This window comes from Pseudomonas sp. JAI111, assembly GCF_024809425.1.
Taxonomy (GTDB): Bacteria; Pseudomonadota; Gammaproteobacteria; order Pseudomonadales; family Pseudomonadaceae; genus Aquipseudomonas.
In genome coordinates this window covers 233,367-247,244 of sequence record NZ_JANUCB010000010.1, presented here as the reverse complement: position 1 = coordinate 247,244, position 13,878 = coordinate 233,367, and the positions used below count along the sequence as shown (strand labels likewise).

Genomic DNA, 13,878 nt, shown 5'->3' with positions numbered 1-13,878 from the left:
ATACCGGAACTATTTTTGTAGGACAAGACTGAAACACTCTTCAGAAAATACCCGTAAGGCCGATGGCTAGGCTGCATATCGCTTTCTATCTCTGTCCATCGGTACTTTCCCATGTTCAACAAACGCTTAAAGCAGGAGCTATCGGCTCTTCGCGAGGAACTCTCCAGCCTTCAGCAAGTGAGGGACAGTCTGGAAAGCGAGATGCTGGTTTTGACCCTTGACCCTGATGGGCGGATTCAATCGGTCAACCAGAACTTCATCGACGAGATGCTCTACAAGAGCAGCGACCTGATCGGCCGGGACATCGAAGACATTGTTCCGGTTCATGTGAAGTCGGACGAATTTCACCACCGCTTCAAGTTGGCGCTGACCCGCGGCGAGCACTTTGCCGGCGCCGTGCGTTTGCTGCGGGGTAATGGCCAGGAGGCGTGGCTGCGTTCGATTGCGCAACCCGTGCGGTCTTCGAACGGCAAGATCAAGCATTTCTCGATTTACGCCAGCGACCTGACCCGTACCATCGAGGCGTCCCGCGAGCATGAGAACCTGATCGGCGCGCTGGTGCGTTCCACAGCGGTGATCGAGTTCGACCTTAATGGCAACGTGCTGACGGCCAACGAGCGGTTCCTCAGCGGCATGGGTTACAGCCTGGCGCAGATCAAAGGCAAACATCACCGCATGTTCTGCGAGCCTGAGGACTACAACAGTGCTGAGTATCAGAATTTCTGGCGCCGCCTGAACGCGGGCGAGTTCGTTGCTGAACGCTTCAAGCGTGTGGACAGCCATGGTCGTGTGGTCTGGCTGGAGGCGTCCTACAACCCGGTGCTGGACGCCAACAACAAGCTCTACAAAGTGGTGAAGTTCGCCACTGTGATAACCGATCAGGTCAATCAGGAGCAGGCGGTCGCAGAGGCCGCCAACATCGCCTACAGCACCTCCCAGCAAACCGACCAAAGCGCCCAGCGCGGCACGGCGGTGGTAACGCAGGCGGTGAATGTGATGCGCGACCTGGCCAAACACATGCAAACCGCCGGTGAAGGCATCGAAGCACTGAACGAGCAATCGCTGGTCATCGGCACCATCGTAAAAACCATCAGCGGCATTGCCGAACAGACCAACCTGCTGGCGCTCAACGCTGCCATCGAAGCCGCGCGTGCCGGTGAACAGGGGCGGGGATTTGCCGTGGTCGCTGACGAAGTCCGGCAACTGGCTTCGCGCACCAGCCAGGCCACCGATGAGATCGTCGGCGTGGTGCGCCAGAACCAGGATATGGCGCGCAACGCCGTGGCCCTGATGACCGACGGCCAACTGCAGGCCGAACAGGGTCTGGCGCTGGCGGCGGAGGCGGGCACGGTGATCGTCGAGATTCAGGACGGTGCGCAGAAAGTGGTGAACGCGGTCGGGCAGTTTGCCAATCAGCTGGCGACTTGATGCCTGCCCTCCTGGTGGAAATCGCTACAATCGGCGTTTTCCCCAGGAGCAGCCTTCATGAGCGTTTCTCACCGCCGTCCGGTTCCCTTGTCCAAGGCTTACCGCCTGCTCAATCACGGGCCGACCGTACTGGTCAGCGCGGCGCATGATGGCCAGCGCAATATCATGGCCGCCGCCTGGGCCATGCCGCTGGATTTCGAACCGCCCAAAATTGCCGTGGTGCTGGATAAATCCACCTGGACCCGGCAGTTGCTGGAAGCCTCGGGAACGTTCGTGTTGAACGTTCCCTGCGCTGCTCAGGCCGATATCGTGCAGACCGTTGGCTCGACATCCGGCCTGGAACTAAGCCAAAGCCAGGGCCAGGACAAGTTCCAGACCTATGGCCTGCAGACGTTCAACGGTGAGCTGATCGACGCCCCACTGCTTGAAGGCTGTGTCGCCTGGCTGGAATGCCGACTGCTGCCGGAGCCGGACAACCATCAGCAGTACGATCTGTTCCTGGCCGAGGTGATTGCCGCCCAAGCCGATGAGCGAGTGTTCAGCGAGGGGCGTTGGCACTTCGAAGGGCACGATGCCTTGCGCACCTTGCACCACGTGGCGGGCGGGCATTTCTTGACAATCGGCGATCCGGTAGACGGCAAGACGTTGCAGGCCTAAGGGGCGGGGCCTTACAAACGAATGTGATTTTTCGGATGACTACGCGTCGGGCGGGTCATCAGAAAATCGTGCAACAACGACACCGATGCCGAGAACACCAGGGTCATGGCGCAATACAGGGCCGTGGTCAGCCAATGGTTTAGCGAGATTGGTGCCTCGTCCATGAACGGAGCGATCATCAGAAACCCGACGATCGCCCCGAGCCCCGTGCGCAGCAGTGTCAGGAAACTCGTCCCGACTTCCGCCGTTACCTTGTAGATCGTCTCGAACCGGTCGCGCATGCGGTCACTTTTCAAGCGATGGATTTTCTTGTGGATGCACACCGCGACATAGATCGTCAGCAGGCATCCACCATGATTGAGAATAGGGGCGCTGGCCAGCAATGACTGGAGAATGGCTTGCAGTTCGGCCTGGTTGGTCGAGTTGATCAACAGCGGCACCGCGCCAAGAATGAAGCCCACGATCAGCTCGGTTTTAAAGCGTCTCAAAAACACACCAGAATCTTTGCGCGAATTGCTCTTCCAACGGTTGCTCATCAAATGTAACGCCTTGGTGGTTGTGAAAAAGTGGAGGGCGCGCAGAGGCCTTTGGCAGTGAGACCGATGGGTCAAACTGTGACGTCTGCGCTCTGTGAAACACTTTAAAACAACCGCTGAAACGCTTATGTATGAAGCGTCCGAGTGTGTTGGAAGGCATTTCCTACCGTGCTGTGGTCTGCGGGTTTCACACCCATACATCGTTCTGAGCGGTGCGTTCGCCACCTTCGCGGCCGGTGTTCAACACGCCTTTGGGCTCGATCAACAGCAACTTTACTTCCTGTGTGGCAGAGGGTTTGTGCTCGACTCCCTTTGGCACCACATACATTTCGCCTGCGTTCACCAGAACGTGGCCATCGCGAAAATCGATGCGCAATTGCCCATCGAGAACGATGAAGGTTTCGTCGGTATCCAGGTGATCGTGCCAGATGAAATCCCCCAGCAGTTTCACCACTTTGAACTGGTAGTCGTTCATTTCGGCAATGACTCGCGGCGACCAGTGCGCGTCGATCCGGGTGATTTTTTCAGCGAAGTTCAGGCTGTGGTAAGCGTTCATGAAGCAGGCCTCGTGGTTGATCGTGAGCCCACGTTAACCAGCCCGTCGGCGAGCTTCTTGTACGATTGTGCGTGGCTCGTGCGAGTGGTTCAGCGGCGATGCATTTTCATCCAGCGTGCGGGCGACAGGCCGTATGTCTTGCTGAATTGTCGGGTCATGTGGCTCTGATCGGTGAAGCCGGCGATCAGCGCGGCGCTGACCAGTGACTGGCCCTGGACCAGCAGCGAGCGGACCAGGTCCAGGCGACGCATGGTCAGATATCGATAAGGGCTGGTGCCGAACAACAGGCGAAAATCGCGCGACAGGCTCCAGCGGTCACGACCGCTGTGTTGTGCCAGTTCATCCAGGGTTACGGTGCGATCCAGGGCGCTGTGGATGAACGCCCGCGCGCGCTCCGCCGCCACGTAGTCGAAGCTCTGGCGCTGGGAGGAGGTCACTCCCGAAACGCTGTTCAAGGCCTGCGCCAGATCGAACAACGCGTCCTGTTCCTCCAGGGGATCGAGCGGGCAATCGAGGCTGCGCAGCAATACGTCAGTGGCGGCGAACAGGCGCGGGTCGGTCGACAAGCCGGTCTTGATAAAGGGCAGCGGCTTGCCGCCGAGGATCTGCTGAATCAGCGCCGGTTCGATGTACATCATCCGGTATTTGAACCCGGCCTCGGTGCCCGCCTCGCCATCGTGGGCTTCGTCCGGGTGCAGCACCAACGTCCCGCCCGGCAGGCTGTGGCGCCAGGCGCCGCGGTACTGGAAGCTTTGTACGCCGGCCAGGGTGCGGCCGATCGCATAGGTGTCGTGTCGGTGAAGGTCGTAACCGTGGCCCGCAAAAAACGCCTCGAAACGCTGAACCCCGCCAACGTCGGGCGCGCGGTGGAACCAATCGATGGGCGGGGTGTGCCGGGTCATGGGAGTGATGTCTTGAACTCAGTTGTAAACACGGTAACCCAGTGACCCGTTACCTGTCTGGAGGCCCTGGCAGAAGTTGTTCACCTCGCCATTAGCTGACGGTTGCTATCGGCTGTTCGGCGCGCATCGCTGGCCGATGGTTGAGGGTTTCGGGCATGGCCAGGAGCAGCAACGCAAATGCTGTCGCCGCGATTCCGGCCAGGGTCAGGAACGCCGCGTCATACCCCGCTTGCTGAACGACTATTCCGGCGAGGCCGTTGCTCAAGGCCGCTCCCAGGCCAAACACGGTCGACAGGGCACCGAGGCTGACATTGAAACGCCCGGTGCCTTGGGTCAAGTCTTTGACCACCACCGGGAACAACGCCCCGAACACGCCTGCGCCGACGCCATCCAGCAACTGCACCGCCACCAGCCAGTACGGATCATCCGACAGCAGATACAGCACCGCGCGCAATGGCAGGATCAGGAAACCGGCCAGCAGCAACGGTTTGCGTCCCCACACATCCGCTTTCCACCCCACTAGTAACGCCACCGGCACCATCACCAGTTGCGCCGCGACAATACAGGCCGAAGTCAACGGTGTGGCCATTTGCAAATTCACCAGTGACAACTTCTGACTGACAAGCGGCAACATCGCCGCATTCGCCAGATGGAACAAGCCGCAACAGATGGCGAACACCAGCAGCGGCCGGTTGTGCAGTAAGACGCTCAAGCCTGAAGGGTTAACGCCGTGGGAGGGGCCTTCGGGATCAAAGCCTCGCGCCACGTCGTGATCAATGGCGTGTGGGGAGATAAAACTGATGGCAATCACGCTGGCCAACGCCATCAGCGCCATCAGGTAAAACACCGCCACCGGGCCAAAGAGGTAGGCAAAACCACCGGCCAGCAACGCCGCAATGGCATTGCCTGCATGATTGAAGGTTTCGTTTCGCCCGGTTCGACGGGTAAAGGCCCGAGGTCCGGTGATCCCCAGGGAAATCGCCGCAATCGCTGGCGCAAATACCGACGCCGCTACGGCGCTGAGCGCCTGGGTCATGGCCACCAGCGTGAACGAAGTAATGAACGGCAGCAGCAGGCAACTCGCGGTGACCAGCAGCGCCGCGACAATGATCACGCCGCGTTTGCGATGCGTCCTGTCGATCAGTGCGCCGGCCGGCGTTTGCGTCAACAGCGCCGCAATCCCCGCCAGCGTCATCACCAGCCCGATACTGGCCGGCTCCCAGTGATGTACCGCCAGCAAATAAATCGCCAGGTACGGCCCTAATCCATCACGCACGTCGGCGAGAAAGAAGTTGAGCCCGTCCAGTGAGAGGGCGTTGCGACGGTCGGAGTGGACGTTCAAGGGCGGCCTCTTCGTGACGGGAGCGCAGGGGGGGGGCGTGCGTATTAGCACTGACTCATCGAAGCGGCGCGAAGTTTCAGTCTTTAACTCAGCTGCTCAGCCGTGTTATGAAACAGCCATTCACAAAGGGAGCCAGGCAATGAGCAAGCTGCGGGTAGGGGTTATTTTTGGTGGTCGTTCGGCTGAACATGAAGTGTCGCTGCAATCGGCGAAAAACATTGTCGATGCGCTGGACCGTTCGCGCTTCGAACCGGTGCTGATCGGTATCGACAAACAAGGCCACTGGCACCTCAACGACCCTTCGAACTTCCTGCTCAACCAGGAAAATCCGGCCCTGATCGCCCTCAATCAATCCAACCGAGAACTGGCAGTGGTGCCGGGCAAGGCCAGTCAACAGTTGGTGGAAACGTCCGGTCAGGAACTGCTGGGCCATGTCGATGTGATCTTCCCGATCGTGCACGGCACGCTGGGGGAAGACGGTTGCCTGCAAGGCTTGCTGCGCATGGCCGACCTGCCGTTTGTCGGCTCCGATGTGCTGGGCTCCGCGGTTTGCATGGACAAGGACTTCAGCAAGCGCCTGTTGCGAGACGCTGGCTTGGCGGTCACGCCGTTCGTGACCCTGACCCGCACCAGCGCGGCGCGCACCGGCTTCGCCGAAGTCCAGGGCAAGCTTGGCCTGCCGCTGTTCGTCAAACCGGCGAACCAGGGATCTTCGGTGGGTGTCAGCAAGGTCAACGACGAAGCCGAGTACACGGCGGCAGTGGAGTTGGCGTTGGGTTTCGATGAAAAAGTGTTGATCGAGTCCGCCGTCAGTGGCCGCGAGATTGAATGCGCAGTGCTCGGCAACGAAGACGCCATCGCCAGTGGTTGCGGCGAGATCGTAGTGCGCAGTGGCTTCTATTCCTACGACAGCAAATACATCGACGCTCAAGCGGCACAAGTGGTGGTGCCGGCGGATATCAGCAACGAGGCCAGTGAGCGCATCCGTGCCTTGGCCGTCGAAGCGTTTCACGTGCTGGGCTGTTCCGGGCTGGCGCGGGTCGATGTATTCCTGACCGACAGTGGCGAAGTGTTGATCAACGAGATCAACTCACTGCCTGGCTTCACCCGCATCAGCATGTACCCCAAGCTGTGGCAGGCCACCGGCATGACGTACAGCGAACTGGTGAGTCGCCTGATCGATCTGGCGCTGGAGAAGCACAAGGCGCGGCAGGCGTTGAAGATCACTCGTTGAGCGGCGCGCACAGTCGACTCAATATAAAAAAGGCTTACCCTCCGGTAAGCCTTTTCTGCGTAGGACTCAGTCCCCCAACGCCTCCCCCTCGCGCCGAGGATCGGCCCCGCCCGCCAGCGAAGCCTTTCCCTGCGCATCCTTGACCCGAACAATCGCCTGGGTGCCGCTGGTCATGTCGATCTCGCTCACGCTGTGCCCTTTGTCCTTCAACGACTGAATCAAGCCGCCGCTGAATTGCCCTTCTTCCAGCTCCGTCGGGCCGTTGCGGCTGCCGAAGTTGGGCAGGTTGATCGCCGCTTGCGGGTCGAGATTCCAGTCGAGCAGGCCGACGGCGGATTTGGCCACGTATTCGATGATCTGCGAGCCGCCAGGGGAGCCGAGTGTGGCGAGGAATTCGCCGCTCTGGCGGTCGAAGATCAGCGTGGGTGCCATCGATGAGCGTGGGCGTTTGCCGGGCTCGACGCGGTTGGCGACCTTCTGGCCGTTCTCTTCGGGGATGAACGAAAAGTCGGTCAGCTGGTTGTTGAGCATGAAGCCCTGAACCATCAGGTGCGAGCCGAATGCGGACTCCACGGTGGTGGTCATGGACACCGCACCGCCTTCGTCATCGACAGCGACAACTTGCGAGGTGGAAATGCGCAGCGGCGAACGGTCCGGTGCGTAGGCAACCTGAATGCCCGGCGGCGTGCCGGGTTTGGCCGTGCCCATGCTGCGATCGCCAATCAGGGCAGCGCGGCTGGCCAGGTAGGTCGGGTCGACCAGGCCTTTGACGGGAACCGGTACAAAGTCGCTGTCGGCCACATAGAGCGCGCGGTCGGCGTAGGCCAGACGTTCAGCTTCGGAAATCAGGTGCACGGCTTCGGGCGCAGGTTCGATGCCCGCAGGCCGGGTGGTCTTGAGCGGCTTGAGTGGCGCGAGGGCGAACCTGTGGTCGCGGGTTTCCAGCGCCTGGAGCGTGCCGAGGATCTGCGCCACGGCAATGCCGCCCGACGACGGTGGTGGCATGCCGCAAACCTGCCAGCGTTTGTAGTCGGTACACAGCGGCGCGCGCTCCTTGGCCTTGTAGCCCTGGAGATCGTTCAGCGACAGGCTGCCGGGGTTGGTGTGGCCTTGAACCTTGGCGACGATCTCCTGGGCGACCGGTCCTTTATAGAACGCATTCGGTCCCTCTTGGGCGATGCGTTTCAACACCGCGGCCAATGCCGGGTTTTTCAGTGGCGTGCCGACGGCTTTCGGACTGCCGTCGGCATTCATGAAGTACGCCATCATGTCTGGTGAACGTCGTATCGACGAGTCTGAGGCGATTAGCTGATGCAGGCGCGGCGAGATGGCAAAGCCTTGCTCCGCCAGTTTGATGGCCGGTTCGAACAGCGTTGCCCAAGGCAGGCGCCCTTGTTTTTGATGGGCCAACTCAAGCGCGCGCAACACGCCGGGTGTCCCCACCGAGCGGCCACCGATCTGCGCCTGGGGGAATGGCATCGGCGTGCCGTCCGCTTGCAGGAACAGTTTCTCGGTAGCGCCGGCCGGTGCCGTTTCGCGACCGTCGTACGTGCGCACGTTTTTGCCATCCCACAACACAATCAGTGCGCCGCCACCGATCCCCGACGATTGGGGTTCCACCAGCGTCAGCACCGCTTGCATCGCAATCGCGGCATCGATCGCCGAACCACCCTGACGCAGCATCGCTCGCCCGGCTTCGGCCGCCAGCGGATTCGCCGCAGCCGCCATGTGTTTCGAGGCATGGCGAGTTTGCAGGTCGGTGCGATAACCGGAGGCGACTTCCGGCGCGAGCGGCAAAGTCGAGGGGGAGGTCGAGGCACCGTTGCACGCGGCAAGGGTCAGTGCGGTGGCGATCAGCGAAAGGGCTGACAGCCGAAAGCGGCTCAAGTGAAAGGCTGAGAACACGTTGGGCACTCCGTCCGTGGGAAAAGATCAGAGGACTGTATCGGCCGGCAGGACGAGGTGCAAACCACGGACTACGGCAAAGACGCTTTTGTCCTTCATGAACTGATGGATTTTCTGTAGGGTCGAGGGCAACAGACTGGCCAGAAAATGAACAAGAGGCAGACATGCAGACCGAGTTTCCCACCCAGCCGAGTTACCGCACCCAACGTGAGCTATTTCTCGCGGCAGCCACTGCGGCCGGCGCGACGTTGACTGAGTATCCTCATCCGCTCAAAGGGCCTTTTGGCGAGCCTCTGAGCACCGACGTCGCGGTATTGGGCGATCCCGGCGCCAAGCGACTGCTGATCGCCCTGAGCGGCACCCATGGCGTTGAAGGCTTCTATGGCTCGGGATGTCAGATCAAGTGGATGCAGGAGCTGGGCAAGCGTTCATTGCCCGCGGATGTCGCGGTGGTGATGATCCATCTGATCAACCCCTGGGGCACCGCGTGGCTACGCCGGGTCAACGAAGACAACATCGACCTCAACCGCAATCACCTGAACTTTACCCGACCACTGCCGGACAATCAGGCTTACTCAGCACTGCATGAAATCTATGCCGTCACTGAGCTGCGAGGCCCCGAGCGGGACCGCGCCGACGCCTTGCTCGATGAGCAGATTCGCCAACACGGCTGGCCGGCGGTCATGTCGATTGTCGAGGGCGGCCAGCACAGTCATCCCGACGGTCTGTTTTATGGCGGGTTGGCGCCGAGCTGGTCGAACCGCACGTTGCACCAGATCATGCAAAAACACATTGCCCATGCCGAGGTCGCAATGTGTTTCGACCTGCACACCGGTGCGGGCGAATACGGTCATCCAATGTTGCTGACAATCACCGAGGCGGCTTATCCAGCGCTGCCCGATGCGCAGGCCATTTACGGCCCATGGCTCTACACATTGCTGACTGGCGCTGACACCTTGAGCGAAACCGGTGTGGCGGCTACGGCGACGGGCTACACCTCGCAGGCATTGATCGATGCGTTGCCTCAGGTGCGGTTGATGCCCTTTGTGATCGAGTGCGGGACGTATCCGGGGGCAGAGGTTCATCGTCATTTGCGCGACGACCATTGGCTGCACTTGCACGGTAACCCGAGCGATGCCGTGGGGCGTGAGATCAAACTGAATCTGCTGGAGCAGTTCTATCCCGCCGATACCGACTGGCAGGCGATGGTCTGGCTGCGCACCTGGCAGATCTGGGAGAGGGCGCTGTCGGCGTTGCCGGGGATTGGCTCCTGACGCCGTGTCAGGGGCACTTTTATCGAGGCATAAAAAAACGGCCTACCTTTCGGTAAGCCGTTTTTAGTACTTGGTGGCTACACAGGGACTTGAACCCCGGACCCCAGCATTATGAATGCTATGCTCTAACCAACTGAGCTATGTAGCCAAGTGGCGCGCATTATTCACCGGTAATGCAGATGCGTCAAGCGTAAATCTAAAATATTTCTCTACGCTTTCAACCGCTTATCCACCTGAGCCGAAAAATCGGGTCAGGGGAGGGCGTCAACTGAGCTGAAATCTACCGGTATTGGCACTCAAGGCCTTGCTGCCCTGGCTCAAGGTGTCGGCCGCCAGGTTCACCGCCCGCGCGCCTTCAAGCAACCGGACTGCCGCTTGATCGACCTGTTGAATGTTGCCGCTGACTTCGTCGGCGGTACTGGCTTGCTCTTCCACCGCCGTGGCGATCTGCGCCAGGGTGTCGGTAACGCCTTGCACGGCGAGAGCAATTTCCCCGAGGCGTTCGCCCAGGCCCGTCACCGATTTGGCATCGCTTTGCGCCTGAGTGCACGCCGCTTCCATCAAGCTCACCGCCTCATTCACAGTGTTACGCAGGCTGTCGACGGTGCCGGCGATTTGCGCGGTGGAAGACTGGGTTCGTTGCGACAGGCTGCGCACCTCGTCGGCCACCACGGCGAACCCACGACCTTGTTCACCCGCACGGGCCGCTTCGATGGCCGCATTGAGCGCCAACAGGTTGGTTTGCTCGGCGACACCGCGAATGGTGTCGACCACCAACTGAATCTGCTGGCCTTGTTCGCTGACCCGACCCAACGCGGCGGCCGTGTCGTTCAACCGCTGGTTGAGCTGCTGAATACTCGCGGTGGTGCGCTGGCTGTCGCGACTGCTGTCGGCGGCGATGCGCTGCGTGTGTTGCGCGCTGCCGGACGCCTGTTCACAACTCTGCGCGACCCCTTGTGAGGTAGCCGCCAATTGCGTGGCCGCGGCGGCGATCTGGCTGATCTGCAGTTGCTGCGCTTCCACTTCGCCAAGGGCGCCGCTGGAGTGATGGTTGAGGGTGCGCACCGCGTTGCTGACCTGCAAGGTTTCGTGATCGACCCCCAGCAAGCTGTTGCGCAGCTGCACCACGGCGACATTCAGGGCGGTGCTGATGGCCGCCAGCTCGTCACGTCCTTGCACCGGCACTTGCAGACTCAAGTTGCCATCGCGCAATGCTTCGGCCAACAGTGTGATGCCGCTGGCGCTGCGTCGGATTGAGGCCTGCAAGCAGATGAACAAGTACAACGCCGCCAGCAGCAGGCAACCAAAAATCGTCGCCACCAGAATGAACTGGCTGATCGCCGAGCCATGGTAGTAATCCAGACGTTGATCCAGCGATACCAGCGACTGCTGGCGCAGCGCGGCGAGGTCGGAGAGCAGGGCGTCGAGGTTGTGTTCGAAGTCGTCGGGCTTGAGGGTGATGCTGCCGCCGAAGACGCCGTCATCGAGGACTTTGAGGCTTGCGTCCAGATGCTTGAGGCTGTCGTGGTATTGCCCGGCCCAACTTTGCAATGCGCTGGGCAGGCGGGCTTCCAGGAGGCTGGCGGTTTTCACCAGCTGTTCGCGGGCATCGCCAATGCGGCTGCGCAAATCGCGCAATTGCAGACGGCTTTGGAGGGTGAATTGTCCGGAGACGACCGACGCCTGCCCGACGCTCGCCAGGCGACCGACCCGTTCGATCAGGTCTGGCGCGTGCTGCGTCGAGATTTGTGTCAGCAGGTAGGTTTCCAGCCATGGTGCCAGTGTCAGGCGGTTATCCATGGCAATCTGCTCGCGCAACGCTTGCAGCGCAGTCAGGGCATTGGTGAAGCGATCGTAGCCATCGGGCCACCAACCGACGCTGCTCAGGCTTTTCGAATCCAGGCCATTGAGGGCGTTTTGCAGGGCTTGGTAACGGGCCAGGGTTTCGCTCTCGGCGCCTTCGATTTTCAGTGCGTTACCGAGGTCCGTGGTGGCTTGGGCGACAGCGGGTTGAACCGCCTCAAATGCGGCCATCGCCGCCAGGGTTGCCGGTGTCGGCTGGCGATTGGTTTCCGTCGCACGCCAACGAGCAGCGCGATCACGCTGGGCGGCGAGCAGGTTGTCTAGCGCATCGAGGGCGAGCAGTTGATGAACCCCGGCGCGTTCGCCAGAGATCAGGTTCAGTTTGGCGCGATAGTCCTGGCCAATCATCAACAGGCTGCCCGCCAGCGGCAGGATAAACAGCAGGAACAACAGCTGAAATTTGCGTGCGAAGCCAAAACGCCCCAGCAACGCGATCCCCGGTGATAAAAAAGACATGCCCCATGACTCCTCTGAACACCACGCACCAATGGCGTGCGTCGAGGTCTTTGCGACCGCGACGTGTGCCCTTTTTAAAGGCCTCGAAAGTTCACCCTTGTCAGCTCTGTAGGCCGATTCTGTGGCGAAACTTCCCATTCTCGGTCCCCTTTGTAAGGGGCCGCGTTGAAGCGGATTAACAAGGCAAGATTCAGACCATGGCGTTGCGCTATCACTTTTTTAGCGATGGACGCCGAGGTCGTTAGCAGGCTAAGGGGATGGCGCTGCTGCACTGAAAAATGGCACATTGACGCACCTGCCCCTGTGCACCCATCCGCTGTACGGAAATTCTCATGGCTATCAGTAACGCAACGACCGGCGCGACGTCGGCATCCGCGACTCCCCAAAGCAGCCCGTTGGTCATGCGCATCATCGGTGCGGTGGCGCTGGCGCACTTGATTAACGACCTGATTCAGTCGGTACTGCCGTCGATTTATCCAATGCTCAAGGCCAACTACGGCCTGACATTCACCCAGGTCGGTTTGATTACGCTGACCTTCCAGTTGACGGCTTCGCTGCTGCAGCCCTGGGTGGGTTACCACACTGATCGCCATCCAAAACCATGGCTGCTTCCGGCCGGGACCGTTTGCACATTGATCGGGATCTTGATGATGTCGGTGGTTGGCAGCTTCCCGATGATTCTATTGGCGGCGGGCCTGATCGGTATCGGCTCGTCGACGTTCCATCCGGAAGCCTCGCGTGTGGCGCGGCTAGCGTCGGGCGGGCGATTCGGGCTGGCGCAGTCGACCTTTCAGGTCGGTGGCAATGCCGGCTCAGCCTTTGGCCCGTTGTTGGCGGCGGCGATCATCATTCCTTTCGGTCAGGGCCATGTGGCCTGGTTTGGATTGTTCGCCGTGTTTGCGCTGTTCGTGCTTTATCGGATCAGTCGCTGGTACGCCAACCACTTGAGCCTGTTCAAGCTCAAGCAAGGTCAGGCGGCGACCCACGGCTTGTCGAAGGGCAGGGTAATCAGCGCGCTGGTGGTGCTCGGGCTGCTGGTGTTCTCCAAGTATTTCTACATGGCGAGTTTCACCAGTTACTTCACGTTCTACTTGATCGAGAAGTTTGACCTGTCGGTGGCCAGTTCCCAGATGCACCTGTTCCTGTTCCTGGGCGCAGTGGCCGCGGGGACCTTCTTCGGGGGGCCGATCGGCGACAAGATCGGGCGTAAAGCGGTGATCTGGTTCTCGATCCTCGGCGTGGCGCCGTTCACATTGATCCTGCCTCACGTCGATCTGTTCTGGACCAGCATTCTCAGTGTGGTGATTGGCTTCATCCTCGCCTCGGCGTTTTCGGCGATCGTTGTGTATGCGCAGGAACTGGTGCCGGGCAATGTCGGGATGATTGCTGGCGTGTTCTTCGGGCTGATGTTCGGTTTCGGCGGGATTGGCGCGGCGCTGCTTGGGCATTTGGCAGATCTGCGCGGCATCGAGTATGTGTACTTTCTGTGTTCGTTCCTGCCGTTGTTTGGCGTACTGGCGATCTTCCTGCCAAGAACCAAAAAGCCCTGAACATACACACCGTCCCCCTGTAGGAGTGAGCCTGCTCGCGATGGCGGTCTAACCTTCAGCGAAGGTGGTGACTGAGACACCGCTATCGCGAGCAGGCTCGCTCCCACAGGTGTTCGGTGGTGTGGCGGATAAATATTTCAGGCACAAAAAAGCCGCGTATAAACGCGGCTTTTTC

11 protein-coding genes, 1 tRNA gene and 1 pseudogene are annotated in these 13,878 nt (G+C 60.4%); 6 read left to right on the top strand and 7 right to left on the bottom strand.

Features of this window, described 5'->3' with window-relative positions; translation table 11 throughout:
- Positions 1–111 precede the first annotated feature (111 nt).
- From HNR03_RS32050 to HNR03_RS26530, 3 genes and pseudogenes are all read left to right on the top strand, one after another.
- Positions 112–840, top strand: a pseudogene (locus tag HNR03_RS32050) (PAS domain-containing protein); the annotation flags it as partial.
- Positions 820–1,428 carry a methyl-accepting chemotaxis protein gene (locus HNR03_RS32045; RefSeq protein ID WP_405046092.1) on the top strand — a complete coding sequence of 203 codons (609 nt, stop codon included), beginning with the start codon at positions 820–822 and terminating at the stop codon, positions 1,426–1,428. The pseudogene HNR03_RS32050 and the gene HNR03_RS32045, both read left to right, overlap by 21 nt.
- Before the next feature lie 57 nt (positions 1,429–1,485).
- The gene (locus tag HNR03_RS26530; protein ID WP_259156964.1) at positions 1,486–2,085 is read left to right on the top strand and encodes a flavin reductase family protein; all 600 of its coding nucleotides are present in this window, start codon (positions 1,486–1,488) and stop codon (positions 2,083–2,085) included.
- 11 nt (positions 2,086–2,096) lie between these two features.
- On the opposite strand, the gene HNR03_RS26525 is transcribed toward HNR03_RS26530, so the two are convergent.
- The 4 genes from HNR03_RS26525 to HNR03_RS26510 all read right to left on the bottom strand — a co-directional run bounded on the left by HNR03_RS26525 (position 2,097) and on the right by HNR03_RS26510 (position 5,421).
- Positions 2,097–2,573 carry a hypothetical protein gene (locus HNR03_RS26525; protein WP_259156962.1) on the bottom strand — a complete coding sequence of 159 codons (477 nt, stop codon included), beginning with the start codon at positions 2,571–2,573 and terminating at the stop codon, positions 2,097–2,099.
- Between the two features lie 235 nt (positions 2,574–2,808).
- Positions 2,809–3,177, bottom strand: a complete 369-nt coding sequence (locus HNR03_RS26520) for a cupin domain-containing protein (protein ID WP_222588441.1) — start codon at positions 3,175–3,177, stop codon at positions 2,809–2,811.
- An 89-nt stretch (positions 3,178–3,266) separates the two neighbouring features.
- Positions 3,267–4,079: an AraC family transcriptional regulator gene (locus HNR03_RS26515; RefSeq protein ID WP_259156960.1), complete on the bottom strand. Its 813-nt coding sequence runs from the start codon at positions 4,077–4,079 to the stop codon at positions 3,267–3,269.
- A gap of 91 nt (positions 4,080–4,170) precedes the next feature.
- Positions 4,171–5,421 (bottom strand): MFS transporter, encoded by a 1,251-nt coding sequence (locus HNR03_RS26510; RefSeq protein WP_259156959.1) that lies wholly within the window; start codon positions 5,419–5,421, stop codon positions 4,171–4,173.
- A gap of 139 nt (positions 5,422–5,560) precedes the next feature.
- On the opposite strand from HNR03_RS26510, the gene ddlA reads away from it, so the two are divergent.
- Positions 5,561–6,655, top strand: a complete 1,095-nt coding sequence (gene ddlA, locus HNR03_RS26505; protein ID WP_259156958.1) for a D-alanine--D-alanine ligase — start codon at positions 5,561–5,563, stop codon at positions 6,653–6,655.
- A 66-nt stretch (positions 6,656–6,721) separates the two neighbouring features.
- On the opposite strand, the gene ggt is transcribed toward ddlA, so the two are convergent.
- On the bottom strand, positions 6,722–8,560 hold the full coding sequence (gene ggt / locus HNR03_RS26500) for a gamma-glutamyltransferase (protein ID WP_259156955.1): 1,839 nt from the start codon (positions 8,558–8,560) through the stop codon (positions 6,722–6,724).
- A 164-nt stretch (positions 8,561–8,724) separates the two neighbouring features.
- On the opposite strand from ggt, the gene HNR03_RS26495 reads away from it, so the two are divergent.
- Complete coding sequence (locus HNR03_RS26495; RefSeq protein ID WP_259156954.1) at positions 8,725–9,834, top strand: M14 family metallopeptidase; 1,110 nt, start codon at positions 8,725–8,727, stop codon at positions 9,832–9,834.
- 71 nt (positions 9,835–9,905) lie between these two features.
- Here the strand turns inward: HNR03_RS26495 and HNR03_RS26490 are convergent.
- A tRNA-Met gene (locus HNR03_RS26490) sits at positions 9,906–9,982 on the bottom strand.
- A 116-nt stretch (positions 9,983–10,098) separates the two neighbouring features.
- A complete protein-coding gene (locus HNR03_RS26485; protein ID WP_259156951.1) occupies positions 10,099–12,153 on the bottom strand; it encodes a methyl-accepting chemotaxis protein in 2,055 nt (684 codons plus the stop codon).
- Positions 12,154–12,485: 332 nt separating this feature from the next.
- Between HNR03_RS26485 and HNR03_RS26480 the strand changes: the two genes are divergently transcribed.
- A complete protein-coding gene (locus HNR03_RS26480) occupies positions 12,486–13,703 on the top strand; it encodes an MFS transporter (RefSeq protein WP_259156947.1) in 1,218 nt (405 codons plus the stop codon).
- Positions 13,704–13,878: the final 175 nt, after the last annotated feature.